The organism is Streptomyces musisoli, from assembly GCF_016741855.1.
Classification (GTDB): domain Bacteria; phylum Actinomycetota; class Actinomycetes; order Streptomycetales; family Streptomycetaceae; genus Streptomyces; species Streptomyces musisoli.
The window spans coordinates 247,235-271,957 of sequence record NZ_JAERRH010000010.1; the positions used below are offsets into that span (position 1 = coordinate 247,235).

The window sequence follows — 24,723 nt, forward strand, 5'->3', positions numbered from 1 at the left end:
AGGAAGGATCCTCACCAGCAATGGCCGACGAGAACACCCCCGTCACCCCCGAAGAGGGCGGCGAAATCGTGATGCGTGTCGAGCCCGTCGGGCTCGAGACGGAGATGCAGCGTTCGTACCTCGACTACGCGATGTCCGTCATCGTGTCCCGTGCGCTGCCCGACGTCCGGGACGGTCTCAAGCCCGTCCACCGCCGTGTGCTGTACGCGATGTACGACGGCGGCTACCGCCCCGAGCGCGGCTTCTACAAGTGCGCCCGTGTCGTCGGCGACGTCATGGGCAACTACCACCCGCACGGCGACTCCTCCATCTACGACGCGCTGGTGCGCCTCGCCCAGCCGTGGTCGATGCGGATGCCGCTGGTGGACTCGAACGGCAACTTCGGCTCCCCGGGCAACGACCCGGCGGCGGCGATGCGCTACACCGAGTGCAAGATGGCGCCGCTGTCCATGGAGATGGTCCGGGACATCGACGAGGAGACCGTCGACTTCACGGACAACTACGACGGCCGCTCCCAGGAGCCGACCGTCCTGCCGGCCCGCTTCCCGAACCTGCTGATCAACGGCTCCGCCGGTATCGCGGTCGGCATGGCCACCAACATCCCGCCGCACAACCTGCGCGAGGTCGCGGCCGGCGCCCAGTGGTACCTGGAGAACCCGGACGTCTCGCACGAGGAGCTGCTGGACGCGCTCATGGAGCGCATCAAGGGCCCCGACTTCCCGACCGGCGCGCTCGTCGTGGGCCGCAAGGGCATCGAGGAGGCGTACCGCACCGGCCGCGGCTCGATCACGATGCGCGCGGTGGTCGAGGTCGAGGAGATCCAGGGCCGCCAGTGCCTGGTGGTCACCGAGCTGCCGTACCAGGTGAACCCCGACAACCTGGCCCAGAAGATCGCCGACCTGGTCAAGGACGGCAAGATCGGCGGCATCGCGGACGTCCGCGACGAGACGTCGTCCCGCACGGGCCAGCGCCTGGTGATCGTCCTCAAGCGGGACGCGGTCGCCAAGGTCGTGCTGAACAACCTGTACAAGCACACCGACCTCCAGACGAACTTCGGCGCCAACATGCTGGCGCTGGTCGACGGCGTGCCGCGCACGCTGTCCCTGGACGCGTTCATCCGCCACTGGGTGACGCACCAGATCGAGGTCATCGTCCGGCGGACCCGCTTCCGCCTGCGCAAGGCCGAGGAGCGCGCCCACATCCTGCGCGGCCTGCTGAAGGCCCTGGACGCCATCGACGAGGTCATCGCGCTGATCCGGCGCAGTGAGACCGTCGACGTCGCGCGCACCGGCCTGATGGGCCTCCTGGAGATCGACGAGATCCAGGCGAACGCCATCCTCGAGATGCAGCTGCGCCGGCTGGCCGCCCTGGAGCGCCAGAAGATCGTCCAGGAGCACGATGAACTCCAGGCGAAGATCAACGAGTACAACGAGATCCTCGCCTCGCCGGTCCGCCAGCGCGGGATCGTCAGCGAGGAGCTGGCCGCGATCGTCGAGAAGTACGGCGACGACCGCCAGACCAAGCTGATCCCGTACGAGGGCGACATGTCCATCGAGGACCTGATCGCCGAGGAGGACATCGTCGTCACCGTCTCGCGCGGCGGTTACGTCAAGCGGACGAAGACGGACGACTACCGGGCGCAGAAGCGCGGCGGCAAGGGTGTGCGCGGCACGAAGCTGAAGGAAGACGACATCGTCGACCACTTCTTCGTCTCCACCACGCACCACTGGCTGCTGTTCTTCACCAACAAGGGCCGGGTGTACCGGGCCAAGGCGTACGAGCTGCCCGAGGCCGGCCGGGACGCGCGCGGCCAGCACGTGGCGAACCTGCTGGCCTTCCAGCCGGACGAGGCGATCGCCGAGATCCTCGCGATCCGCGACTACGAGGCGGCGCCCTACCTGGTGCTCGCCACCAAGTCCGGTCTGGTCAAGAAGACGCCTCTGAAGGATTACGATTCGCCCCGCTCCGGCGGTGTCATCGCGATCAACCTGCGCGAGCGCGAGGACGGCTCGGACGACGAGCTGATCGGTGCCGAGCTGGTCTCGGCCGACGACGATCTGCTGCTGATCAGCAGGAAGGCGCAGTCGATCCGGTTCACCGCCTCGGACGACTCCCTGCGCCCGATGGGCCGTGCCACCTCGGGTGTCAAGGGGATGAGTTTCCGGGAGGGCGACGAGCTTCTCTCGATGAATGTTGTTCGACCCGGTACGTTCGTGTTCACTGCCACCGACGGTGGGTACGCGAAGCGGACCGCCGTCGACGAGTACCGCGTCCAGGGCCGCGGTGGCCTCGGTATCAAGGCCGCCAAGATCGTGGAGGACCGTGGTTCACTCGTCGGCGCGCTGATTGTCGAGGAGAACGACGAAATCCTCGCGATCACCCTCTCCGGCGGTGTGATTCGTACGCGAGTCAACGAGGTCAGGGAGACGGGCCGTGACACCATGGGCGTCCAACTGATCAACCTGGGCAAGCGCGATGCCGTGGTCGGTATCGCACGTAACGCCGAGGCCGGGCGCGAGGCGGAGGAAGTCGACGGCGATGTGGTCGTGGACGAGGCCGTCGAGGGTGCCGCGACCGCCGGCACGGACGAGGGTGAGGCACCCTCGGCCGAGTAGCACGAGGAGTGAGTCATCGTGAGCGGAGCCACGGGCGCCGGATCGGCCGGTACCTCCACGGGTACGGAAGCGGACGGCGGCGGCCGTGGCTCCGCCGCGCGTGCGGCGAGTGCGAACGACCCGCACACGACCAACCTGAAGCCGGTGAAGGCTTCCGTGGCGGATGCTTCCGGCACGCAGGAATCCCAGCAGGCATCCCAGGGGGCAACTGTGACGGACACCCGAGGCCCGGCCGCGGCCGGTGACGCGCGGTCGGCGTCTCCGCTTCCCGGTGAGCGGCGCCCGGAGCAGCCCGGCGGGCCGTACCACCCGCCGCAGGCCTATCCGGCGCAGGCCCCCACCGGGGCGGTCCGCAAGCCACGGACCGGGGTGCGGACGGCGCCGCGGACCCGCAAGGCGCGGCTGCGGGTGGCCAAGGCCGACCCGTGGTCGGTGATGAAGGTCAGCTTCCTGCTCTCCATCGCGCTCGGCATCTGCACCGTCGTCGCCTCGGCGGTGCTGTGGATGGTCATGGACGCGATGGGCGTGTTCTCGACGGTCGGCGGCACCATCTCGGAGGCGACGGGTTCGAACGAGGCGAACGGGTTCGACCTCCAGGCGTTCCTGTCCCTCCCCCACGTCCTGATGTTCGCGACGATCATCGCGGTCATCGACGTGGTGCTGGCCACGGCGCTCGCGACGCTCGGCGCGTTCATCTACAACCTCTCCGCGGGTTTCGTGGGCGGCATCGAGCTGACCCTGGCCGAGGACGAGTGACGGCGTCCGAGATCGGCCGCGGGGCCCTGACCTGATGGTCCTCCGACAACCGATTTTGGGACTGGCGTGGTCGTGCGCTAATCTTCAGGAGTCAGCGCGCGGGACACACACCGCAAGGCGCGGCGGGGCTATAGCTCAGTTGGTTAGAGCGCATCCCTGATAAGGATGAGGCCACAGGTTCAAATCCTGTTAGCCCCACAGTGGCGTAACGCCAGGTCAGACGGCCGGTAGATCCTCTCAATCTACCGGCCGTCTACATTTGTGGATCTTGGTATCCCGCTACTACCCCGTAACCTCTTCACCGGCGAGCGCGGGGCAGTGCTGTAAAAAGCTGGTGCTGCGAAACCGGGTGCCCGCCCTCTACTGTTGCAGCAGGACGCCCCCCGTCGATTCTCGCGACGGGGGGCGTCCGTGTTCCGGTTGGGGCCTCCCGAGCACCCGACCGGAAGATCACGTTACAGCTGGGCTTCACCCCCAGCCGATGTCGCCGGCTGTGGTGGCGGAAGGTGATGGCGTGGGGTCCGGCGCGACCACACCCCAGCCGATGTCTCCCGCCGTCCCGGGGTGAGACCCAGCAGTCCCTCCCAGGTTCGCCAGGATCAGTGCCGCCAGTGCCACCAGGAGAGCGGCCGCCGCAAGGCGGATCTTCGACATAGACACCTCACAAATCGAACGCACTTCCGGCGACGTCACCGAAAGTTAGAGTCGCATGTGCGACGGGTGAGGTTCCAGCGGCACGGCGTGCGGAAAACTGCATATGCAGAATTCCGCACGCGGAACAGGGGGCAGACGTGAGCGAGTTGGACAAGGCGGGTACCGAATCACGCCTCACCGAGGAAGACTTCGCCGTCTACCAGCTGATCGCCGAAGGAGCACCACCACCGAACGGGTACGACGTCGGTCGGCTCCTCGCCCTCCGCCTGATCGACGCTGACCCCTACTCACCCGGCGGGTACATCGCCCACGACCCCCGCGGCGCTGCCCAGGGCCTCACCACGCGCATCCGGAACGACCTCCAGCGCCTGGTCGACTACGTCTCCCAGATCCCTGCCCTGGAGCGCCTCGCCGATCACTGGGACCCACACCGCCTCTACGGCGGACCCGGTTCCGAGTACCTCGCAAGCGCCGCTCAGATGAACGCCCGCCTGGGCGAGATCGGCGCCGCCGCCGCGAGCGAGTTCTGCGCCATCCAGCCCGGCGAGCCGGCCGACCGAGACCCGGCAATCCTGCGCCTAGGCGTCGAACGCACCCGCACGGCCCTCCAGCGTGGCGTCACCGTCCGCTCCATCTATCACCGCAGTGCCCACGAGCACCCCCAGACCCGCGAGTACATCGAGGCCATGACGGCCGACGGGGCCGAAGTGCGGGCGTCGACCTTGCCCGGCCCCCGGATCGTTTTGATCGATAAGCGGCACCTTTTCATCGACAACCACGTCATCGACGGTGGCGAGGGCAACTCCGGGTGGCACGTCTTCGACCGCGCGGCAGTCATGTGGGTGCGCGCCGTTTTCGACCTCTTCTGGAACCACGCCACGCGCTGGGCTGATCTCTGTCGGACGGCCGCGGCCGGCCCGCTCACCCAGCGCCAGTGGCGCATCCTTCGGGAGCTGGACGCCGGGTACTCCTCCCAGCAGGTGGGCCCGCGCATCGGCTTGAGCCGCCGAGCCGTCGACAAGGAACTGGCAGCCATCCGCGAGGCCCTGGGCTGCGCCACGATGTACCAGGTCATGGCCTGGTACGGACGCTCGAACAAGGACGAGTCGGGATCAAGCTGAGGAGCTTCTGTGGTCGCCCCACTTACCCTCTGTGGTTCGCGCGACGCTCTGTGTACAGTGCAGGCAGGGGAGGCGGACGTGGTGATTCCGACCGCCTGACGCACAGCCCCAAGCAAGCCCGGTCGGCCACTCGGGAGGGTTCCGGCCGGAAGGACGCCCCCTGCCGCGCGAGATACGGCAGGGGGCGTCACAACGCAGAAGACCGCCCCGCCCTCCAACACGGAGAGCGGGGCGGCTGCGCTCAGCCAGAGGCGAACGCTCAGGGGCCGGCGGACGCACATCACGCGGCCCCTGTTCTTTCCAACCGGCCACAGGCCGGCCCGGCCTTTGTGGTTGCGGAACACTCCCCCGAGATCGACACCCTGATCCGGATCGCCGATGCGATTGGCGTACCCCTCAAGAACTCGTTAGGTGAGCGGCCGTCCCCGACGGGGGCGGAGACGGCCGCTCGTCTGTCCGTGCCCGGCGCTGTCGGCGACGCTGCCGGACACGGGGCCTACTCGAACCACACGGTGCCAGTTGTGTCCGTGAGTGACTGCCGACCGGTGTAGTAGTCCTCGTGACGCCGGTCGGTGTGGGGCCGCCTGGTGCAAAACGCCCTGCCGTTCTGGTGTTCAAGACCACAGTAGCCAGCTGTGCGGCGGGCCGATTGCGCTGCCTGCGCTTTCCGCGTTGCGAAGTCCTTCACCGCCGGCACTCCCGCTGAAGGCGGTACAGTCCGCGGCCGATGGCGCAGTCTGCGGCGGTCTCCTCGGCGGCGCACAGCAGGCACGTGGCGCCGTGGTCGAGGAGGCCGCGGTGGGCGCGGTTGGCGATGCAGGGCCGACAGGCGCGCGGGAACCAGCTCGTACCGTCGGCTGCCTGTCGCTCGCCCAAGTCCACGGCTGTGACCGTGGTGAGCGGGGTGTTGTCCCAAATACAGGTAGCGCCACGGCGCTGCTGCTCGGACAGGTCGCCAGGGTCCGGAAGGGGTAGTAACGCTGGCACGTCGACAGCCCGCGGAGTCATAGTCATGAGACGCTCCCGTCTCCGGCGGGCGCTTCCGGATCGGCTGCGTGGATCAGCTGGCGGAGCGCGCCGTAATAGATCTCGTGGTCGACTGTGGCCGGCAGGATCGTCGCCAGGTGGCCCGTGAGGACCGGGTAGTCCTCAGGGTCCAGCGCGGCGAGGGCTCGGCGAGTGGCAGCCTGAGCTGATTTCGGGTCGCGGTGGTCCACGAAGCTCGCGCAGCCGAGCGTCAGCAGGTACAAGCGCCGGTAGGTGACGATCGCCTCGTGCGATGTCATGCCAGCCGCAAGTGAGTCGGCGAGCTGCGGTTCCACCAAGCGCTTGAGCAACTGCGGGCCGAGCCATGGCCGGGCGCCGCGCAGGGCAACCAGGCCCGGGTGAGCGGTGAGTAGTTCATAGAGGGCGGTGAACCGCTGCTCGGTTGCGGTGGCCCAGCTGGTGCCGGACGGAATGTCCGGCAGGCGGCCGGCGAGGTAGTCAGTGACGAGGTCCAGCAGTCCGGCCACGTCGGTGCAGCGGCGTTGCAGGGCGGCGACGGAGATGTCGAGTGCTGCGGCCAGGGTGCGGAAGCTGAGCGCGGCATGCCCTTCCTGATCGACGATCAGGAGGGCTTGTTCTGCGATGCGTTCAGGTGTTGCGAGATCAAGGGAAACGGATTGCCGTGGCATGCGGGCCAGCGTACGGTACAGCGTATCGCTACGCTAGGCTTACGGCCCTTCACGGAGGCGACATGTCACGCACTACGGCCCTCGACCCGCTGTTCACCGCAGTGGACACCGCAGCCTTCACCGACCGGCACCTCGCCAATCTCGCAGCGGGCACCCTCGCCGCTGTGCGTGTACCCGACTTCCTCGGCAACGCAGCCTGCCGGGCGGCGCTGTCGGCACTGGACCGGCTGCCCACCACCGACTACGACCCCGGCCGGGTACCCACCCCGATCGTCCGCTTCGGCCCCGCGCTCAACGACTACCGCGACCAGGACGGCCACTTAGACGCCGAGCGGTACTGGCGCGACGCTGAAGCCGCCCGGGTCGCCTGGCATCGTGCCGCCCTACGCCCGGACCCGATCGCCGTGTCCATGGGACACCTCAGCGCCGCCTGGGGCGCCGCCCTTGCCCCCGCCACGATCAACGGCCGCGCAGTCTTCGGCGGCACCCTCCGAGAGATCAACGCCGGCGCCCTCATCCACTACGACGACATCAACCGCGAGTACCCCACCGGGCTCTTCGACCAGGAGGTCATTGCGCAACTCGCCTTCAACGTATGGGTGGCCGTCCCCCCCACCGGCGGCGCCACCACCGTCTGGCGCCACCGCTGGGAGCCGGCCGACGACCACCACCGGCAGGCGTACGGGTACCGATCCGAGACCGTCGAGCACTGCCAGCACGTGACCCTGACCCCGAAGCTCGGCGACGGGCTGCTGTTCAACCCGGCGAACTTCCACGCAGTCGAGCCGAACCCCGACGGACGCCGCATCGCCTTCGCGTTCTTCCTCGGGCTGACCACCACCGGCCAGCTCATCACCTGGTCCTGACCCCTCACCCCAGGAGCACCCACGTGCAGCGCCTCACGTACGGCGACATCAAGGCCGCCACCGATCGGATCGCCGGACGCATCCGCCCCGTCACCCTCGCCCAGCTCGACCCGGGCGCGATCCGCACCGGTCACCGCGACCCCCTGGACGACCGGCCCGAACAGCCCTGTGAGGTCTGGCTGGCCCTGGAGTACATGCAGCACACCGGCAGCTTCAAGGCCCGAGGTGCGGTGAACTTTCTGCGGGCCCACCAGGAGCAGGGCAGCCTTCCCGATGCCGGGGTGACCATCGCCTCGGGCGGGAACGCGGGCCTGGCCTGTGCCTGGGCCGCGAGAGAGCAGGGCGTGAACGCGACGGTCTTCCTGCCGGAGGCGGCACCCGACGTGAAGGTGTCCAAGCTGCGGGCCTACGGCGCCGATGTCCGCCTGGTGGGCTCGGAGTACGCCGAGGCCGCCGCGGCGTGCGAGGAGTTCGCCCAGTCCACGGGAGCGCTGCCCTCACACGCCTACGACCATCCGCTGATCGCTGCCGGGGCCGGCACCCTCTTGGAGGAGATCCGCCAGCAGATCCCTGGCCTGGACACCGTGGTTGTAGCGGTCGGCGGCGGCGGCCTGTTCACCGGTGTCGCAACGGCTGCTCAGCACCACGGCCTCCGCACCATCGCAGTGGAGCCCGAGCACTGCCGCGCGCTGAATGCTGCCGTCGAGGCCGGCCAGTTGATCGACGTCGCTGTCGAGTCCGTCGCCGCTGACTCCCTCGGAGCGCGCCGTACCTCTGCCATGGCCCTGCACGCGGCCCAGGACGACCGCACGCATTCGGTGGTCGTGCCGGACTCCGAAATCGTCCGTGCTCGCCAACTGCTGTGGGACCACCGACGCATCGCTGTCGAGCATGGCGCGGCGGCCGCGCTTGCAGCACTCACGTCGCCGGACCAGCACACGCCCGACCGGGACGCTCCTCGGCGGTCCTTGACGTGGGGGACCAGCTACCGGCCGGCCTGCGGCGAGAAGGTCTGTGTGGTCCTTTGCGGGGCCAACACCGATCCGAGCGATCTGGTCCGGGCGGCGAAACCCTGATTCAACAGCCTGTAGGACAGTCGGCCCCGCCTTGTGCGGGGGCCGACGTGCTGCTGGCAGTCAACTTGCCGTCGCCGAACCCGGGCATGACGAAACGGCCCTCGCCCTCCCGTAGGAGGACGAGGGCCGGGGTTGGTGCGGGCGGTGGTCGTCATGCGATGCGGCGCCGCTCGGCGGGCAGGCCGAGGATGCCGGCGGACCGCGCGGGCGTAGGCGTGTCGTCGGGTGAGGGCGCGGTGTTGCGGCGGCAGACCAGCGCGTCGGGATCCCAAGCGGGCGCCTGGACGCTGTACCCGTCGGGGCAGGTCTGGCCGTCCTTGCCTGGCGATCCCGCAGGCCCGGTGGGGCCCGGTGGTCCCGCCGGCCCGGGGTCCCCCTGAGGACCTGGTGGTCCAGCGGCACCGGCCGGGCCAGTGGCGCCGACGGCCCCCGGCTCACCGTCCGCTCGGGGTGTGCCTGCGACGCCGTCAGCTCCATCGCCTCCATGAGTGCCGGCGGCACCCGTCTCCCCGGGCGAGCCGGACGGTCCTCGAGGACCGGGCGCGCCGCGCTCCCCTGGCGGACCGGGCTCGCCCGGCGGTCCCGGTGGGCCGGTTACCGAAGCCCCCGGCTCACCACGGCTGCCGGGTGGTCCGGCGGTCGGTGTTCCGCCCATGGCTTCGACTTGTCGGGCCAGCGCATCCCTGGCGCTGTTCGCGGTGTGCAGGTCGCTCGACAAGGCCACCACCTGGACGGCGAGCCAGCCCATGAACCCGGCGATCACGAGGCCGGTTGCCGCGATCAGCCACTCTGCCCGCGGCAGTCGCCACCGGTGCCCACGGCGAGCCCTGTGCACGGACCTCACTTCGCCACCACCGCCCACACTGCGATCGCCGCGGACAGGAGCCCCATGAGGACAGGCAGGACCATCTGGTAGAGGCGGGCCTGCCGTTCACGCTCACGCCGGTCTCGCTCGGCCAGCTGGTACTGCTCGAAGGCGGTCTCCAAGCTGTCCCGGGCGTCCGCGACCTTCTGCACTTCCTGGCCCAGGGCTGTGATGCGCTGGTCGGTGTAGGCGGACTGGAGGGTGTAGACCTCGGTGGAGACGACCTTGTCGAGGCGGGCGTTGATGCCCTGCCCCATGACCTGGATCTCCTGGCGCAGGGCCGCGACTGCGCGCCCGAGTTCGCCGACACTCAGCTCGTCGGGCACGTGCCGCTCCTATCCGGTCAGACGCCCTTGGCGAGCGAGGCGCTGTTCTTCGCGCCGAAGGCCCGCGCGAGCATCCCCTTGATCAGGGACACCGCGGCGGCAAGCCCTGCGGCGCCCATGGTCTGCCAGAAGCTGGCGTGGAACATGTCGGCCGGGCCGGCCGCGACACCGACTGCGCACGCGGCCCCGACGAACGTCGCGCCGACGCGCTCGGCCAAGTCCTTGGCGTAGGCGGCGCCCGTCTTCACGACGGTGTCGACGTCGCCGGGCAGGTTGAGCTGGGACATGGGTTCCTCGATTCAGACGGGCTGCGCCAGCTGGCGGCAGCCGATGACGGTCCCGGAGGCGTTGCGGACCTCGCGGTAGGGGACGAGGAGGTCGCTGCGCCGGTCGGCGAGCGCGAGAGCGACGACGAGGGAGACGATGTAGCGGACGCCGTCCCGTTTCGGCGGCAGGTCGCGCGCGTGGCCGTACTCGACCAGCTCGACTCCGTCACAGGTGCCTAGCTCGATCGTGGCCAGCCGGGCGGGCGTGGCCTCGGGCGGGATGTCTGCGCGCAGGTGAAGGTCGAGGACGTCGCTGCCGTCCTCGCGCTCGTCGGCGTAGAGGCGGATCGGGTGCGGGGTCAGGTTGAGGAGCACAGCGCTGCCTCAGACGTTGGGGACGTGGAGCTTGTCCCAGGACGTCGGCCCGGGCGGCCACTTCGCGTCCGCGCCGGTGTAGCCGAGGGACCGCTGGTACGCCTCGTAGGCCTGGACGTCGGCCTCGCCGAGCTTGGGCCCGGCACCGACCCTGTAGTACCGGCCGAAGCCGCGGGCGATGAGCCGCTTCCCCATCGCCGTGAAGATCTTGGACGAGCGACCGATGGCGGGCTTGCTGCCGGCCATGAACAGCTGCGCACCCGGGAACGGCTCGTACTTCGGTGCCGGCGCGTGGCCGCTCCCGGTCCCGGCCGGGCGGGGTGCGCCCTTCTGCACCCACGCGTACAGCGGGCCGCCCGGGCACTCGGTCGCGTACCCGTCCCGGTGCCCCAGGATCTCGTCCTCGGCGCCGTGCGCGCGCAGCAGCTCGATGCCGTCCCGGATCGCGCCCAGCATCTCGTCGGTCGGCTGGGTCAGGCCTTCATCGCCGACCAGGCCGACGATCGCGTAGTGCGCCCGGTTCAGCGGCTGGTTGCCGTTGGCGCCGGTCCGCCGGCCGATGCCGCGGCCTTCGAGGAGGTAGCCGTGGGGGCAGGCCGCGTAGTTGTACGCGACGTCGCTGTAGTTCTCCTTCTTGTTCGCCAGGTGGGACCGGCGGATGGCCTTCCACTCGGCGATGCATGCGGCGTGGTCGGTCAGCAGGGTCCGGCTGACGGGCGTGCCCTCGTAGTGGATTTTCACGCCGCGGGTGGACGCCTGGAGCGGCGCTGCCGATGCCGGCCAGCCCAGCTCCTTGCGGGTGACGAGCTTCATCGCGCGTCCTCCTGCTCTGCCACCGCCGGGGCGGCCTCGGCGGTGGTGATGCCGGCCTCGCGGCGGGCCTGGGCGGCGGCGAGGTCACCCGCGGTGTGGTCGGCGACGGCGGCCGCCGCGGCGATCCAGGCGCCCTGGATGGTGTCGCCGAGGTCCTCCCACGCGGGCATCGGTCGGCCGTCGTGGGTGACGCCGCTGGTGGCCTCGCTGTACGCGAGGTAGGCGATCTGTCCGAGATCGCTCGGGGAGTGCTGTTCCATGGGGGCTCCAGACATGACGGAAGCCCCGGCCGGGCGGCGCGGGGCTCAGGTGGTGGTCGGACCGACAGGGTTAGTGGCTGTGGGGGATCTGAAGGGCCCGCCAGATCGTCTCGTTGGGGACCCCGGTGTAGGCGCCGCCCGGCGAGCCGCACGTGACGTGCCAGTTCCCCCAGGCGGTGAGGTCGGCGGAGCCGATGTCGTTGGACGGGGTGAAAGACCCCGCGCCGACGGCCACGAGCCGCTTGGCGGCGGCGAGGGCGAGCGGGGAGGTGCGGCCGACCCGGAACCAATCGACACCCGGGTAGGGCGCATAGGCAGCGGCCGTGCCGGACGAGGTCTTGATGAGGGCCGGATCGTCCACCCACGACGTGTCCGCGGTCACCATCGGCGAGCAGTACTTCGGGTAGCCGTAGCCGTAGACCGCTGCGTCGCTCCGGTTGCGGACCCGCAGGTAGACGCCATCACCCTCCGGCGCCCCGGTCGTGTTGGTGTTGAACTCGATCGTCCAGATCTGAGTGGCGTCGTACTTCCACACCAGGCCGGTGTGATCCTGTCCGGAGCTGCCGATCATCACCTGCGCTCCCAGAGCGGGTTTCCAGCTCCAGCGGCCCCACGACTGGTAGGTGGTGACCACCTCGTCGCAGGCCGGGGTCTGCGGCATGATCGTGATGTCCCCGGCCCGGTGGGCGAGCCACAGCAGGCCGATGACGCACCAGGACTGCCCCTGGTACGGCGACATTCCGGGGGTCTCGGCCGCGTAGCGGTTGATGTTCGTCCAGGTAGTACCGGACTTGTCCTCCTGGTACTTGATCGCAGCTTCCTGCGTCCCCAGCTCGATCAGCGTCTGCGGGGCGATCGCGGCAACCATGGAACTCCCCTCAGGACGGGTCGAGGATCCGCCAGCCGACCGTGGAGGTGTCGGAGGCGGATGTGGACTTGATCGTGAACGAGGTGCCGGCGGTCCGGGCGTTGACGTACGGCGCGCCGACGGTGCCGCCCGGCGTCTGGATGGTCAGCACGATCACGCTGGTCGCGGTCACCGCCGTGGTGTTCACGGTGACGGTGCCGGCCGCCAGGACCGCGGTTCCCATGCGGGCCGCGGTGCCGCCGCTGGGGACGACCGATCGGCCGGCGAGGACCACCGAGCCGTCGCCGGGGTCGAGCCGGTTGACGGTGCCGTTCAGCGTGTTCGTCTTCACGGCGGTCAGCCCGAGCACGGTCGAGATGGTGCCCGTGTCCGTGCGCAGGCAAGTGGTCGCGCCGGTCCCCGGCGACACCTCGGTCACCCCGGCCAGGACCACGCCCGCCGCGTTGTTGGTGAGCCATACGGACGTGCCGTCGCTGGCCTTCGTCACGAATCCCTGGACCGTGACGCCTTTGCCGCCGTACACCTCCATCCCCGTGGTGCACTGCTCGGCGCCGCAGCTGGTCAGGCTGACACCCGTGCAGGTGTCCAGCCGGTAGCCGAACGGGGCGCCCTGCACGGCGCACGCGTTGACGTTGCTGTACGACATGCCCTCCAGCCAGATGCCGCCGGTGACGCAGCCCTCGACGGAGCAGGCGATCAGCGAGGTGGAGGCGCCGCCGAGGACGGTGTCCTGCGGAGCCTGGAGGTGAATGCCGACGCCGCCGCAGGTGCGCACGCGCACCCGGTGCAGGATGGTGGAGGCCAGCTGGTGGCAGAAGATCCCGTCGCCACCGAAACTCTGGATGAGTACGTCCCGCAGACTGACGCTCGTGGTCGACGGCGCGGAGAAGCGCGTGAGCCGCACGCCGCTGCCGAACCCTCGGCCAGGCCCGGAGAGTTGCAGTCGCTCCAGCGTGATGCCGCCGACGTCCGTTCCGGTGATGCAGTCCTTGTTCTGGTCGGTGGACTGGAGGATGGACGCGCGGGGGCCCGCGCCGATCGCGGTGACGCCGCTGGCCCAGGTGAGCGCGGCGGTCAGGATGTACCGGCCCGCCGGGATGTACAGCGTGCCGCCGCCCGCCGTGCCGGCCGCGGTGATGGCGGCCTGGAGCGCCGCGGTGTCGTCCGTGACGCCGTCGCCCTTCGCGCCGAAGTCCCTGACCACGTTCAGCCAGTCCACGGAGGTCTGGCTCGATGCGCTGCCGGCGGTGACGTTGTGTGCTTCCACCCAGGCCCGGGAAGAGCCGCCGGCGTCCGCCCACATCCCGGTCACCGCATCGGGGCCGCGGAAGCGCGGCAGGAAGCCGAATTCGTCGGCTCGAACCGTGGTCATGGCTGCGCCGCTCATGTCCTGGAGATCGGTGTACTGGGTGCCGCCGTCCGCGGCGTCCCAGACGGTGATCACCGCGCCGGGGGCCACTGCCCACAAGCCGTCGGAGGGTGTCACCACATAGTCGGCGATTCCGGCGCCGAACTCGTAGCGGGCCATTAGCTGCTCACCGCCCAGCTCATGCCCCCGGGGAGCACCAGCTCGTCCTTGTCGATGGTCGGATGGTTGGTCAGCAGAACCTGCCCAGGGGTGTCGGAGGCGGCGGAGAACACGGTGACGCGCGCGATCCGTACGCCGGTGAGGTAGGCGATGCCGTACTGGTCCAGTGAGCGATGCTGGTAGTCCGAGGGGATGAAGACGGGGAGGCGGGACGAGGTCGCGCCCGCCAGAGCGGCAGCCGTACGTGTGAACCGTCCCAGGCGCAGGTGAACGGTTCCGCTGCGGACTTCCAGCATCGAGCTGGAGTCGATCGACCAGTTCGAGACCGGCTTGTCCACCGAGATGGTGGCGCTGCTCTCGTAGATGAGGACCCAGGTACTACCAGTCCAGATGCGGACGCGGCCGGTGTCGGTCTCCACGGCCAGCTCGCCGGCCACCGGGTTCGGGTTCAAGGTCTTGGACGTGCACGGGCGTGAGCGGGCGCCCGCGTACAGCTCGGACCGGGTCACGGTCACGGTTCCGGCGCCGGACTGGATCGACACCACGGCCAGCGGGATCTCGAAGATTCCCGTGCCTCCGGTCTGCTGGACGGGGTCCGGTGTCATGCTGCTGGCGCCCTGCCGCACGACTGCCCGTACGGTCCAGGTGGCGCGGTCCAGGCGCAGCACGATCCGGTCCCGGCGCTCCTGCCCGGACGCGTTGGGCGCGATCGGCAGGGTCACGGTGGAGCTTCCGGAGTACCAGGCGTGCCCGCGCACGCTCGCGTAGACGTCGGGGCGGATGGTTACCGTCAGGCCGGTGCCCGCCGAGACCACCGCGGCGTCGGCCGGGCTGCCGTACACCCCGTTGTCGGAGAACCGGCAGGCGATCTGCTCGTACTCGACGTCGGTGATGCCCCGGCTGTTGTGGGCCGGGGACGGCCAGGAGTCATCGGCCATCGGGGGCTTACCTCGCTTCCAGTCGGCCGAGCCTGCGGCCCAGCTCACGTACCAGCCGCACCATGCGGGGATCTGTGGTGGCGTCCGGGGAGCCGATCAGTGACGTGACCTGCTCGCCGCTGTCGGGGGACGCCTGAAGGTGGATCGACCGGACCAGGTCTCTGACCTCCTGGCCGGTCGGGAGTGCGACGGTGACCTTGTCGCCGAGGCCGAAGTCGCGGCCCGCCCGCAGGTCCTCGGTGTCGACGGTGACCGTGGCCAGCTCCACCGGAGCCGCGCCCTCCGCGAGCGCCTGGCGGCCCTCCTGGGTGATCTCCCCGTTGTCGTTGCTGGCGGCGCTGGAGTCGACCAGCTGCTCCACCCGCCACCAGGCGGCTGCGGCTGCCGTGTCGGCGACCTCGACGTACGGGCGGGGGAAGGCTTGCTCGGAGCCGATGCCCAGCGCGTGGGTGACCGTGGGCGCGCTGCGCTTGTAGGTGAAGCCGCGCAGGTTGCCGAGGCCGGCGGAGAAGCGGGCTGTCGCGGTGCGGTCAACCGGCTGGTACACCTCGAAGAGGATCTGTGTCCCCACCTGCCGGGCCCGGATGCCGAGGCCGCCGCCGTCGGTGGCCACCCTGCGGCACACGTCGAGGAGCCGCTCCAGGCGGGTGTCCACGCTCACGGTGGTGCCCACCCCGGCTACCGGCCCGAGGACGAGGTTCGGGATCCGCCGCGCCGTCTGGGCGCCGGGCCCGCAGTTCTCGTTGATCAGCGTGCGGATGATCGTCTCAGCGTTCGTGGCCGCGATCTTCCGGGAGGTGTCCGGCTGCGAGGACCACGCCGAGCCGGGCGCCGGCCACGTCAGGTACCCGGCGGGCAGCGCCAGGTCGTCGGAGAAGTTCACAGTGACCTTGCCCGGTGGCGGCTCCCCCTCGCCCGCGATGCCCCAGGAGAAGTCCTGGGGGATCTCCATCGGCCCGGCCATCCACACCTGGCCGTCGCGGATCACCATGAGCCGGTTGCCGGGCTGGAGCTGAGCCATCACCTCGGCGTGCGCGACCAGGTCCACGCTGCCGCTGCCGGGCTCGTTGAAGGCCTGGCTGACGTCCAGGTTGGACCAGTCAGCGAGCGGGTCGCCCTGCACGACCAGGCTCCGGTCGGTGATGAGTAGCTGGACGGCCACCGGCCCCACCTCCCGTCAGGCGGTCTCGTACCGCGGGTAGAAGGAGAGGTCGACGGCCGACCCGGGCCCGCTGCCGGCCAGGGTGAAGCTCACCGCGTTATCGCCTGGCTGCAAGCCCCACAGAGTGGCGGTCGGCCAGTTCAGGGCGCCAACCCAGTTGGAGCCGTCCTGGAAGCGGACCTGTGGCGGGTCGGTGCGCACGGTGACTTTCTCCCCGGCGAGCAGGTTGCCGTGGCCGACAGTCGTCGGGTTGAGCGTGAAGGACTCGGTGACCGGGCCGGTCCGGGTCGTGCGGGTCACGCTGAAATTGACCAAGCTGGCCGGGCCCGTGATGGTCCAGGTCGGCCACACGACCGTGTCGCTTGGGTTGGTGACCGTGGTCGCGCCCAGCACCTGGGAGGACGACACGGTCGGATACGGCGTGAAGAAGGAGCTGCTGGCGGCCTGCTCGCGGTGCACCACCACCGGCACCGGGTCGATCCAGTACGGGTCCTCGCAGAACAGCGTCATCACCGCGGTGTCCACGATCCAGCCCGACCCCGCCGCGCCGCGGCCCTCCCACCCCTCCTGGTAGAGGACGCTGATCTGCCGACGGGAGCCATCCGGACGGGCGATCTCCAGCACCCCCGGGCCGTCCCGGAGAGTGCGGGTGAACGCGGTGGCCAGCTGCCGCCAGCGGGTCACGAACTCGAGGTGGCTGTCGCCGCGCACCTGGAGCGGCCAGACGATCTGCCGGGCCTGCGCCTGGGCGTGCCGCAGGGTGGCGCCCCCGCGCGCCCGCGGGTCGGTCGTCAGCTCGTACGGCACCGCTCCCAGGCCGGAGACACCCTCGGCGAGCGTCTTCCAGCCCAGGGACCGCGTCGTCAGCGGCCATACCCCGCCGGCCGGGTCGTAGTAGGTGACCGTGGCCCGGCCGAGGTCCGGCAGGATGATGCCGCCACCGCCCCCGCCACCCGCGGGTGGCTCACCGGTGTCCGGCGGGGTGATGACGGGGGCAGCGATCAGCGGCATCTACCGGGGCCTCCCCACTCGCGCGAGCGCGTCCTGGCGGCGCTGGAGCGTCTCCAGGTCGCGGATGGTCATGGACCGGTGCTGGAGGTTGTAGGTGTTCTGGGTGGTGTTGTTCACCACCCGCCTTCCCTGAGCGGCCGCCGCGCCGGGCGCGGCGAACTGGCGTGGGGTCGGCGTGTCCACCAGCGACGCCATCGACCGGGATACCGCCTTGCGGCCGGACTCGATGCCGCGGCGCAGGCCCTCCGCCGTGTAGGCGCCGACCCGGGCCATCACCCGCGACGGCGACTTGATCCCGAGCGCCCGGCGGATCGACTTCGACATGGCCTTCGCGATCGTCAGCATCTGCTGCTCGATCGAGCGCTGTTGCTTCTTCAGCCCGTCGACGATGCCCTGCCCGGCGCGGATCCCCGCCCCGTACATGGCGTCCGCCGCGGAGTTCCCGGCCTTCCCGGCGGCCTTCGCCAACCGGGCCTGCTCGGCGTTGATCGCCTTGATCTGTGCCGGGGTGGCCGAGGCGAGCGACGCCGCAACGGCACCGCCCTGCTCGACGCCGGCCTGCGCGATCTGAGCCAGCAGGTCCGACCTGACGCCCTTCTTCTTCAGCGCCACGATGTTCTTCGCGAACAGCTCGGCGGCCTTCCTGTCCTGCTGGAGGCGCGCCAGGATGGCCTGCGGGCTCTGGCTGCCGGTCTGACCGGTGATGGCGCCGCTGTTGAGGACGCCAGTCCGGACGTCCGCCGCCAACTTGTTTCGTGCGGCGATCTGGTCCGACAGGTTCTTCTGCGCGACCTTCAGCCGCGCGGCCACCTTCTCCTCCGACCGGGCCAGCGTCAGAAGCTGCTTCGTGCCGGCCGACAGCGTGCCGAGCGCCCGGGTGCGCTTGCTGCCGCGCTTGAGGGAGTCGGCGATGATGTCGGCCAACCGTCCCGAGGCGGCCTTGACCTGCTTCGACGAGCCGGTCAGGCCCTCGATGAGACCGCGGGCGATCCACCGGCCCTGCTCGGTCGTCACCTTGGAGGGGCTCGCGATGCCGAGGGCCTTGGCGATCGGCCCAGGGATCATGCTCTTCGCCCAGCTGATCAATTTCTCCTTGATCCAGCTGCCCATGGACTTGATCCCGCTCCACAGGCCCTGAACGACCGCTACGCCCTTGGACACCAGCAGCCGCGACATGTCGCCGATGGCTGCCGTGGTGCGGCCAGGCAGCCCCTGCACCCACGCCAGGAACTTCACGCCCTCGGCCGCCGCCGCCGACTTGAACCGCTGCCAGGCCGAGGAAGCGCTCCGGGCGAGGGCCCCACCAAGCCCTCCCAGCGCGGCCGTTGCGCGACCGGGCAGTGCCCGCACAGACCCCGTGAAGGCCGCCCACTGCCGCTCGACCGGGCCCGAAACGTAACGGGACCACAGCCCGCTGAACCAGGCGCCGATGGCCGAGCCCAGAGAGGTCAGCACCGCGCCCGCCTGACCGGCCTTCTCGTTGACCCATCCGGTGAAGGAGGCCCACCAGCGGGGGACGTTCTCCTGCGTCGCGGAGATCAGCGCGGACGCGAAGCCGTAGATGATCGTTCCGGCCGCTGCCAGCACTGCTCCGCCGACGAGGGCGGGCAGCATGGCGATGGCCAGCATCAGCCCGCCCGCAATGGCCGTGATCTTGAAGACGGCGCCAGGGTTGGCCATGACGTAGTCCGCGGCCTGCTGGCCGAGCCCGGACAGAGCCTGGATGGCCTGCGGCCCCAGCTCCTGGATCTTCGCCCACAGTTGCTGGCCGATGAGCCCGATGAAAGCCGAGATCCGCTCGGCCGTACCCTCGCTGCCCTTGCCGGCCTCATCCCAGATGTGCCCGAGGGCGCCCTTGAACTTGTCGAGCTGCACCAGGCCGCCGCCCAGGAGGCCGACAAGCCCCTGCTGCATCGACCTCTTGGCCTGCTCCAACTTGGTGGAGGCGTTGTCCCGCAGTGCGTCGCCCATCTCGTCGGCCGCACCACCGACCTGGCCGAGGGCATCGACCGCCTTTGCCGGATCAAGCGCGAGGAGGGCCCGCTGGGTGTCCTCGCTCTTCGTGCCGAAAAGCTCGGTGGCGGCAGCGTCCCGCTTGACCGGGTCTTCCATCGCCCGCAGCTTGTCGAGGGTCATCTGGAGCGCCTTCGTGGCCTCCGGACCACCCTTGCTGATCATCTTCACCATCTGGCCGGAGTTGAGGCCGATGTGCTTAAAGCCGGAAACGATCTTCGAGGAGCCCTGAACACCCTCGATCGTGAATTCCTTCAATGCGTCCGCGACCACGTCGGTGTCGCGGGCACCGGCCTTAAGGCCCTGCGACATCAGGCCGGTGGCCTGCTGCACGTTGAGTCCGAGCCGCTGGAAGATCACGGAGTATTCGTTGAAGGTGTCCGCGATGTCGTCCGCCCGGGGGCCCATCGTCTGGAGTCCGCGGGTGAACGCGTCGATTGCCGCCACGCCATCCTTGGCGAGGCCGGTCTTGATGGTCTGGCCGACTGCGTTCGCCGTCTGCCCCAAGTCCAACTCAAAGGTGCTGGCCAGGTCCGAGACACCAGTGGCCAACTGGCGGATCTGCCGGTCTGTCGCCGCGGGGGGCAGGAGCCCAGCCCGCATGGTCACCGAGATCGCCTCGGCAGCACCCTCGAAGTCCTCGGTGACCGCGTCCGCATACAGCTGCCCGGCGATGTGCCCGTACCGGCGGGCCTCGGCCGGGGTCTTGCCGAGCTGTGCGGCGAGGCGGCCGGTGATCCGCTCCTCGTCCATCGCCTGGGAGATGCCGGCCATGAGGGTGGCCCCGGCGGCGGCGCCCAGGGCGGCCAGGCCGAACTTGGCGCCCAGGCCCTCGCGGAGGTTGGCGCCGATGTTGGCGACGCCTTCGCTCGTCCGGGTGCGCATGCGGCCGAAGAACCCCTCGCCCGCCTGATCCCCGGCGTCATTCGCAGCGTCGGCCGCGTCGTCGGCGCCGCGCCGCACACCGTCGGCGAGGTCATCGCCCGCCTGCCGGGCGCCGGGCTGAACACCGTCCTCGAAGCGGCGGCCGACCTGCCGTCCCGCCCGGTGTGCTTCCGCCTCGGCCTCGGCGGCCGCGGCGGTGACCTCGTCGACCAGCTCGCCGCGCATGTTCCGCCACTGGCCGTCGGCGCCGCGGACCAGGCCCTGCCCGATCTGCTGTCCGGCGTCCTCGGCGTCGCCGGCCATCTGCTGGCCGGCCTGCCGCAGCGCCTGCTCGGCGCGGCGCAGGGCCGGGTCCACAGCCCGATCGTCCACCGACAGAACAGCGTTCAGCTCGCCCACGGTCAGGGCCACGACAGCTCACCTCCTGGCGGAGTGCGGGTCATCATGAGGTGGTGCGAAGTGCCGGTGGAGGCGGGAGTCGCAGGAGAACAGCCCGAGAACGCGAACCTTGAACCAGCGGTAGCTGCGCTGGCGGAGGATGCCGGAGCCGACGTCGATGCCGTACTCGCTGTGCAGGTCGTCCTCGACCAGCGGCCACTGGCCGAGGATCTGCTCCCACGTCAGCTCCGCGGCCGCCCCCGCCCGCCCCTGCTTCGGCGCCGGGATGCCGCCCTCGTACCACTCGTGGAGGCCGGTGACGGGGTCGTACTCGCCGTGCCCGACTCCGAGGAGCCGCGCGACGCCTGCCGACGCTCCGCCCGGTTCCTCGGCGCTTTTCCCAGCTGTCCCGTCTTCCAGAAGGTCTCGGCGGTCTCCCGGTCGCTGGTGATCCACCACATGACGGTCAGGGCCACATGCTTGAAGGCGCCCCAGCTCAGCTCCGCCTTCAAGTCCTCGTAGGCGTCGCCCAGGCACATCCGGTACAGGTCCAGCTCCTGCTGGTCGTCGAGGACCGGGGTGTCCGGCGTCCGGCCGCCGGCCGCGAGCCGGGCCGCCAGCGTCGTGATCCGGTCGATCCGCAGGCCGTCCTCGGCCGAGGGCTCCTCGATCCGATAGGTGCGCATCTGGCCGTCCCGCCCGCGGACGGGGAGTTCGAGGTACTCCTCCAGGAAGCTGTCGAGGGCCTCGAAGGGGGCGCTCATCCGGCGAGCGGGTTGTCGATGAGCTGGAGCGGGCCGGTGCCGGTGAGAGTCAGCTCGACCTGGTCCAGGGCGGTGTACTCGCCGCCGGACGGCGCCCAGGTGACCAGGGCGGTGCCCTCGTACGCCTCGGGCAGGCCGGTGCGGTCCATGTAGCGCAGGTGCACCTCGGAGGCCGAGCCCCACCCGAACGCGGCCCGGCGGAGGGCCTCGTGCGTGGGGTGATAGGTCTTCGCCTGGTCGTTGATCTTGCGGTTGATCGTGGCAGACAGCTCGAAGGCCTGGCCGGTCTTGGTGTTCTCGGCCCAGCCCTCACTGTCGTAGCTGCTGGAGTCCTCGATGTTCGGCTCGGCGGCCGGAGTGAAGGCGGTGATCCCCGGCACCAGCTGCCAGTCGGTGCCGTCCTTGCCGTCCGACATGTCGATCTCCAGCCGCCAGCGGCGGGCCAGAGCTGTGGTGGGCGTGGGCGTGGACATGCGGTCCTCCTAATCGATCAGGTGGGGCCCGGACCTGGTCGTCCGGAAGTAGTAGTTCGCGGTCAGCTCCATGCGGCCCCGGTCGTCCTGGCCGATCCACGCCTGGGACTGCCGCCACGACAGAGCCACGTGGACGCCGCCGGCCGTGTAGTGCTGCCGGTTGTGCAGTACGGAGAACACGCCGTTGCCGAGCTGCACCAGGTCGGTCGGGTCCGTGCCCGCGCGCATGCGCACCTGGATGCCGGTGATCGCGTTCGTGGTGTCGTCGTCGGCGACCGGGTATGGCGTCAGGCCGAGCGCGCGGTCCGGGCCGTCCGGCATGCGACCGAGCACCACTGCGGTGCTGTCTTGCGGCAGGACGTCGTCAGGCGAGTAGACGCCGACGCCCTCGGTGTCGAGGAGGACCGCGATCCCTGTAAGGAGGTCGGTGTCGTGGGTGTCGGTCACCGCAGGGCCCGCCGGATCTGGGCGGCGATGAGCGCGGCGACGTCCTGGCGGCTGCTGTTAAGCGGCGTCTCCAGGTACTTGGCGGTCCGGCCGGGCGCGTGCCCGTAGTCCAGCTGCTCGTGCTGGCGGACCGCGTACGGGGTGTCGTAGCTGACCATCGCGGTCAGCGACGCCGGATCCACGCTCGCCGCCCCGGACCGCTGAAGCGCTGCCTCGTCGAGAGGGACGACCTCAGCGCTCTGTGCGAGGACGTGCTCGGCGCCGAGGAGCAGGCCGCGGGCGGCTCCTTCACGGAGTGCCTGTGTCGCAGGTCCGGCGTCGAAGCGTAGGCGGAAGCTCTGCGGCACAGCGGCCTCCTATTCGAGATGGATTTCCACGTGGTCCGGGGTGGGCAGGCCACCGCCGTCGTGGTCGGCGAGTTGGATCACGCGGGTCACGCGGCCGGACGGCAGCCTGACCCGCGAGCCCGGGGGTGCCTGCGTGCCCGGGTCGGCGAACACCGTCGAGCCCGAGGTCACGTCGTCCCCGCCCGGTGAACGGACGGTGCGGGTCTGCTCGTCAACGAAGCAGCGGACCGTGGCCGCGGCGCCGAAGCGCGAGCCCTTGCTCGTCTCGCCGAGGTACGGCTCGATGGTGACCTCATGCCGCATGAGGAACCGAGGGATCAGCACACCGACACCGCGCCCATCTGCCAGATGTCCGGGGTCAGTGCCGGGTCGAGGAGCGCATCCCAGACCTCGGGGGCAAGCTGGCGGGCGGGCGCGTCCTCACCGCTCACCGCGGTCACCGATCGGCCGAGCTGCACGCTGCCAATCGCGACCGAGCCCCAGCCGACAGCGTCCGCGCCGGACGGATCGCCCACGGTTTCCCACCACGCGACCTGGGCGCAGACCGCGTCTCTGAAGGCGGCGGCTACCAGGGGATGGGTGGGCAGGCCACTGACGGCGTCGACGTCGTACACGCAGTACCGGAGCACGAGCCGCTCCAGCATGCGCGACGCCCTGCTCAGCAGGCCGGCCGTCTGTGCTGTGGCGGTCGGGGCCCCGGTATACGCCTGGTACTCGTCGACCGTCGCGTACACCCTTTCCATGGCTGTCCCTTCCTGGCTCGGGGCGGCCGCGGTGGGCGGGGAGACCCGGAAGCCTCTCCGCCCGCCGCGGCTACGCGGATGCGCCGATGATGTGGACGTCGTAGGACACGCTGCTCCCGGCCCCCGAGTTGGCGACCTTCAGCAGGTCCCCGGCGCCGGCCGTGACCACATAGCCGGTGGCGTCGGCCTGACCGGTGCCAACCGCGAGGAAGGCGCCCGGGCGCAGGATGACGGTCCCGGTCGCCCCCAGCAGCGAGGCCCAGGCGTTGCTGGAGGCGGCGCCGAGGACGACGTTGTTGCTGTTCCCGGCGGCCGCCGCGATGACCAGGCCCTTGATGCCGGCGAAGGTCACCGCCGCCCCGAAGGCGTCGATGAGGGCGCCCGCGAGGTCGAGATCCTCCGTCGCGCTCGCAGCCAGGGTGCGCCGGTCGGAGAACACACGGTCGGCCTTGCCCGCACCGGTGCCGTTGAGGAGCTGCATCTGCCGCGCCAGGGACTGCGGTGCGCGGCTCGTACCGAGGTCGATCGTCGTGCTCTGCTCCGCGAACGCGGAGACGGCCAGCACTGTGCCGGACAGCGGCATCAGCTACCACCTCCATAGCGCTCCACCAGTCCATAGCGCTCCATCAGCTGCTCCTTGGTGAGGCCCTCGATGTCCGACTGCCGCTCGGGGTCGTCCTCGACGGTGCGGGCGTAGTCCTGCCACTCGGCCTTCGTCGCGTTCTTGGCCGGGGCCTTCACGGCACTGTCCGTCTCGCCCTCGGTGCCGACCGTGGTCAGCTCCTGGCCGCCCGGCGTCTCGGCAGGAGCGGGGCGCTCCTCGCGGAGTTCGGCGTTGGTCTTCGGCACGTCCGCGGACGGGTCGTGCACACCGGGCGCGGTGAGAGTCGGCCGGGACAGCACGCCGTCGTTGACGACCTGCGGCGTCTCGTCGCCCTCAACGACGTCCCAGTTGTCCAGGCTGTCGAGGCGGGCGGACCGGCCGTCGATCTCCACCCGGTCCCCGGTGCGCTTGTTGAAGTAAGTCGTCATGCCGGTACCGCCGTCCTGAAGTCGACCTGAACGAGGATCTCGGTCGGGGTGCCGGCCGGGGAGGCGAGCACCACGCTGATGTTGTCTCCGACCACACACGCCGCGTTCTGGACGGTGGTGTTGCCCGCCCATGCGTCCGTCGAGGTGGCCATCGGGGAGGCGAGGACGTCCTGGGCGCCGTGCTTGACCTGGACGGTGCCGCCGGTGCCGCCCGTCCGGTAGGCCCGAACGGCGATGATGTTCGTGGCAGCCGGGACCTTGCAGAGCTGATAGGTGCCCGCGGTACCAGCGGCCACCCGGACTTCCTTGCTGTAGGTGCGGACGTGCGACAGGTCGACCTCGCCGCCCTTGCCGTCCACGCTGTGGACCTTGTAGCCCATAAGGGCTCCTTTCAGGGGTGCGCGGCGCCCGCGCGCTTACGGGCGCGCGGGGTGGGTCAGGCAGCGTCGGCGCCCTTGATGAGCA

Annotated in this window: 27 protein-coding genes and 1 tRNA gene; 6 read left to right on the plus strand and 22 right to left on the minus strand. The window is 70.3% G+C overall.

What is annotated here, in order from left to right:
* Positions 1–20 precede the first annotated feature (20 nt).
* The 4 genes from gyrA (at position 21) to JK361_RS25815 (ending at position 5,146) form a co-directional block, all read left to right on the plus strand.
* Positions 21–2,615: a DNA gyrase subunit A gene (gene gyrA / locus JK361_RS25800; RefSeq protein WP_201822199.1), complete on the plus strand. Its 2,595-nt coding sequence runs from the start codon at positions 21–23 to the stop codon at positions 2,613–2,615.
* Between the two features lie 18 nt (positions 2,616–2,633).
* The gene (locus JK361_RS25805; protein ID WP_201822201.1) at positions 2,634–3,371 is read left to right on the plus strand and encodes a DUF3566 domain-containing protein; all 738 of its coding nucleotides are present in this window, start codon (positions 2,634–2,636) and stop codon (positions 3,369–3,371) included.
* A 124-nt stretch (positions 3,372–3,495) separates the two neighbouring features.
* Positions 3,496–3,569 (plus strand) — tRNA-Ile (locus JK361_RS25810).
* Between the two features lie 593 nt (positions 3,570–4,162).
* A complete protein-coding gene (locus JK361_RS25815) occupies positions 4,163–5,146 on the plus strand; it encodes a helix-turn-helix domain-containing protein (protein WP_201822203.1) in 984 nt (327 codons plus the stop codon).
* A 684-nt stretch (positions 5,147–5,830) separates the two neighbouring features.
* Here JK361_RS25815 and JK361_RS41385 read toward each other — a convergent pair.
* Both JK361_RS41385 and JK361_RS25825 read right to left on the minus strand, forming a co-directional pair.
* Positions 5,831–6,028: a hypothetical protein gene (locus tag JK361_RS41385; protein WP_236053553.1), complete on the minus strand. Its 198-nt coding sequence runs from the start codon at positions 6,026–6,028 to the stop codon at positions 5,831–5,833.
* A 128-nt stretch (positions 6,029–6,156) separates the two neighbouring features.
* Positions 6,157–6,822 carry a TetR/AcrR family transcriptional regulator C-terminal domain-containing protein gene (locus tag JK361_RS25825; protein WP_201822205.1) on the minus strand — a complete coding sequence of 222 codons (666 nt, stop codon included), beginning with the start codon at positions 6,820–6,822 and terminating at the stop codon, positions 6,157–6,159.
* A gap of 62 nt (positions 6,823–6,884) precedes the next feature.
* Between JK361_RS25825 and JK361_RS25830 the strand changes: the two genes are divergently transcribed.
* Together JK361_RS25830 and JK361_RS25835 are read left to right on the plus strand one after the other, a co-directional pair.
* Positions 6,885–7,688 (plus strand): 2OG-Fe(II)-dependent halogenase WelO5 family protein, encoded by an 804-nt coding sequence (locus JK361_RS25830; RefSeq protein WP_201822207.1) that lies wholly within the window; start codon positions 6,885–6,887, stop codon positions 7,686–7,688.
* A 23-nt stretch (positions 7,689–7,711) separates the two neighbouring features.
* Positions 7,712–8,764, plus strand: a complete 1,053-nt coding sequence (locus JK361_RS25835; protein WP_201822209.1) for a serine/threonine dehydratase — start codon at positions 7,712–7,714, stop codon at positions 8,762–8,764.
* Positions 8,765–9,604: 840 nt separating this feature from the next.
* Here JK361_RS25835 and JK361_RS25845 read toward each other — a convergent pair.
* The 20 genes from JK361_RS25845 to JK361_RS25940 all read right to left on the minus strand — a co-directional run bounded on the left by JK361_RS25845 (position 9,605) and on the right by JK361_RS25940 (position 24,638).
* Positions 9,605–9,955, minus strand: coding sequence for a hypothetical protein (locus JK361_RS25845; protein WP_201822211.1), 351 nt, complete (start codon positions 9,953–9,955; stop codon positions 9,605–9,607).
* A 17-nt stretch (positions 9,956–9,972) separates the two neighbouring features.
* Positions 9,973–10,242 (minus strand): holin, encoded by a 270-nt coding sequence (locus tag JK361_RS25850; protein WP_201822213.1) that lies wholly within the window; start codon positions 10,240–10,242, stop codon positions 9,973–9,975.
* A gap of 12 nt (positions 10,243–10,254) precedes the next feature.
* Complete coding sequence (locus JK361_RS25855; RefSeq protein ID WP_201822215.1) at positions 10,255–10,596, minus strand: hypothetical protein; 342 nt, start codon at positions 10,594–10,596, stop codon at positions 10,255–10,257.
* A gap of 9 nt (positions 10,597–10,605) precedes the next feature.
* Positions 10,606–11,409 carry a peptidoglycan-binding protein gene (locus tag JK361_RS25860; RefSeq protein ID WP_201822217.1) on the minus strand — a complete coding sequence of 268 codons (804 nt, stop codon included), beginning with the start codon at positions 11,407–11,409 and terminating at the stop codon, positions 10,606–10,608.
* Complete coding sequence (locus tag JK361_RS25865; protein ID WP_201822218.1) at positions 11,406–11,669, minus strand: hypothetical protein; 264 nt, start codon at positions 11,667–11,669, stop codon at positions 11,406–11,408. Before JK361_RS25865 ends, JK361_RS25860 begins: the two co-directional genes overlap by 4 nt.
* Positions 11,670–11,739: 70 nt before the next feature.
* Positions 11,740–12,537 carry a hypothetical protein gene (locus tag JK361_RS25870; protein WP_201822219.1) on the minus strand — a complete coding sequence of 266 codons (798 nt, stop codon included), beginning with the start codon at positions 12,535–12,537 and terminating at the stop codon, positions 11,740–11,742.
* Positions 12,538–12,547: 10 nt separating this feature from the next.
* Positions 12,548–14,065: a right-handed parallel beta-helix repeat-containing protein gene (locus tag JK361_RS25875; protein WP_201822220.1), complete on the minus strand. Its 1,518-nt coding sequence runs from the start codon at positions 14,063–14,065 to the stop codon at positions 12,548–12,550.
* The gene (locus tag JK361_RS25880; RefSeq protein WP_201822221.1) at positions 14,065–15,003 is read right to left on the minus strand and encodes a hypothetical protein; all 939 of its coding nucleotides are present in this window, start codon (positions 15,001–15,003) and stop codon (positions 14,065–14,067) included. Before JK361_RS25880 ends, JK361_RS25875 begins: the two co-directional genes overlap by 1 nt.
* A gap of 7 nt (positions 15,004–15,010) precedes the next feature.
* Complete coding sequence (locus tag JK361_RS25885; protein WP_201822222.1) at positions 15,011–16,165, minus strand: siphovirus ReqiPepy6 Gp37-like family protein; 1,155 nt, start codon at positions 16,163–16,165, stop codon at positions 15,011–15,013.
* A gap of 15 nt (positions 16,166–16,180) precedes the next feature.
* Positions 16,181–17,176 (minus strand): phage tail family protein, encoded by a 996-nt coding sequence (locus tag JK361_RS25890; protein WP_201822223.1) that lies wholly within the window; start codon positions 17,174–17,176, stop codon positions 16,181–16,183.
* Complete coding sequence (locus JK361_RS25895) at positions 17,177–20,485, minus strand: phage tail tape measure protein (protein WP_201822225.1); 3,309 nt, start codon at positions 20,483–20,485, stop codon at positions 17,177–17,179.
* Between the two features lie 209 nt (positions 20,486–20,694).
* Positions 20,695–21,216 (minus strand): DUF7426 family protein, encoded by a 522-nt coding sequence (locus tag JK361_RS25900; RefSeq protein WP_201822227.1) that lies wholly within the window; start codon positions 21,214–21,216, stop codon positions 20,695–20,697.
* Positions 21,213–21,689, minus strand: a complete 477-nt coding sequence (locus JK361_RS25905) for a phage tail tube protein (RefSeq protein WP_201822229.1) — start codon at positions 21,687–21,689, stop codon at positions 21,213–21,215. Before JK361_RS25905 ends, JK361_RS25900 begins: the two co-directional genes overlap by 4 nt.
* A gap of 9 nt (positions 21,690–21,698) precedes the next feature.
* A complete protein-coding gene (locus JK361_RS25910) occupies positions 21,699–22,136 on the minus strand; it encodes a minor capsid protein (RefSeq protein WP_201822231.1) in 438 nt (145 codons plus the stop codon).
* Complete coding sequence (locus JK361_RS25915) at positions 22,133–22,483, minus strand: hypothetical protein (RefSeq protein WP_201822233.1); 351 nt, start codon at positions 22,481–22,483, stop codon at positions 22,133–22,135. Before JK361_RS25915 ends, JK361_RS25910 begins: the two co-directional genes overlap by 4 nt.
* A gap of 9 nt (positions 22,484–22,492) precedes the next feature.
* Complete coding sequence (locus tag JK361_RS25920) at positions 22,493–22,807, minus strand: hypothetical protein (RefSeq protein WP_307787320.1); 315 nt, start codon at positions 22,805–22,807, stop codon at positions 22,493–22,495.
* Positions 22,801–23,226 carry a hypothetical protein gene (locus JK361_RS25925; protein ID WP_201822235.1) on the minus strand — a complete coding sequence of 142 codons (426 nt, stop codon included), beginning with the start codon at positions 23,224–23,226 and terminating at the stop codon, positions 22,801–22,803. Before JK361_RS25925 ends, JK361_RS25920 begins: the two co-directional genes overlap by 7 nt.
* Positions 23,227–23,296: 70 nt before the next feature.
* The gene (locus JK361_RS25930) at positions 23,297–23,809 is read right to left on the minus strand and encodes a hypothetical protein (RefSeq protein ID WP_201822237.1); all 513 of its coding nucleotides are present in this window, start codon (positions 23,807–23,809) and stop codon (positions 23,297–23,299) included.
* Positions 23,809–24,258, minus strand: coding sequence for a hypothetical protein (locus JK361_RS25935; protein ID WP_201822239.1), 450 nt, complete (start codon positions 24,256–24,258; stop codon positions 23,809–23,811). Before JK361_RS25935 ends, JK361_RS25930 begins: the two co-directional genes overlap by 1 nt.
* Positions 24,255–24,638 (minus strand): hypothetical protein, encoded by a 384-nt coding sequence (locus JK361_RS25940; RefSeq protein ID WP_201822240.1) that lies wholly within the window; start codon positions 24,636–24,638, stop codon positions 24,255–24,257. Before JK361_RS25940 ends, JK361_RS25935 begins: the two co-directional genes overlap by 4 nt.
* Positions 24,639–24,723 lie beyond the last annotated feature (85 nt).

Excerpts from the sequence above, each read along its gene's own strand:
- JK361_RS25925 (WP_201822235.1), bottom strand. The coding sequence starts at position 23,226 with ATGGAAAGGGTGTACGCGACGGTCGACGAGTACCAGGCGTATACCGGG.
- JK361_RS25825 (WP_201822205.1), bottom strand. The coding sequence starts at position 6,822 with ATGCCACGGCAATCCGTTTCCCTTGATCTCGCAACACCTGAACGCATC.
- JK361_RS25890 (WP_201822223.1), bottom strand. The coding sequence starts at position 17,176 with ATGCCGCTGATCGCTGCCCCCGTCATCACCCCGCCGGACACCGGTGAG.
- JK361_RS25940 (WP_201822240.1), bottom strand. The coding sequence starts at position 24,638 with ATGGGCTACAAGGTCCACAGCGTGGACGGCAAGGGCGGCGAGGTCGAC.
- JK361_RS25870 (WP_201822219.1), bottom strand. The coding sequence starts at position 12,537 with ATGGTTGCCGCGATCGCCCCGCAGACGCTGATCGAGCTGGGGACGCAG.
- JK361_RS25880 (WP_201822221.1), bottom strand. The coding sequence starts at position 15,003 with ATGGCCGATGACTCCTGGCCGTCCCCGGCCCACAACAGCCGGGGCATC.
- JK361_RS25905 (WP_201822229.1), bottom strand. The coding sequence starts at position 21,689 with ATGTCCACGCCCACGCCCACCACAGCTCTGGCCCGCCGCTGGCGGCTG.
- gyrA (WP_201822199.1), top strand. The coding sequence starts at position 21 with ATGGCCGACGAGAACACCCCCGTCACCCCCGAAGAGGGCGGCGAAATC.
- JK361_RS25830 (WP_201822207.1), top strand. The coding sequence starts at position 6,885 with ATGTCACGCACTACGGCCCTCGACCCGCTGTTCACCGCAGTGGACACC.
- JK361_RS25860 (WP_201822217.1), bottom strand. The coding sequence starts at position 11,409 with ATGAAGCTCGTCACCCGCAAGGAGCTGGGCTGGCCGGCATCGGCAGCG.
- JK361_RS25850 (WP_201822213.1), bottom strand. The coding sequence starts at position 10,242 with ATGTCCCAGCTCAACCTGCCCGGCGACGTCGACACCGTCGTGAAGACG.
- JK361_RS25865 (WP_201822218.1), bottom strand. The coding sequence starts at position 11,669 with ATGGAACAGCACTCCCCGAGCGATCTCGGACAGATCGCCTACCTCGCG.
- JK361_RS25900 (WP_201822227.1), bottom strand. The coding sequence starts at position 21,216 with ATGAGCGCCCCCTTCGAGGCCCTCGACAGCTTCCTGGAGGAGTACCTC.
- JK361_RS25930 (WP_201822237.1), bottom strand. The coding sequence starts at position 23,809 with ATGCCGCTGTCCGGCACAGTGCTGGCCGTCTCCGCGTTCGCGGAGCAG.
- JK361_RS25875 (WP_201822220.1), bottom strand. The coding sequence starts at position 14,065 with ATGGCCCGCTACGAGTTCGGCGCCGGAATCGCCGACTATGTGGTGACA.
- JK361_RS25935 (WP_201822239.1), bottom strand. The coding sequence starts at position 24,258 with ATGACGACTTACTTCAACAAGCGCACCGGGGACCGGGTGGAGATCGAC.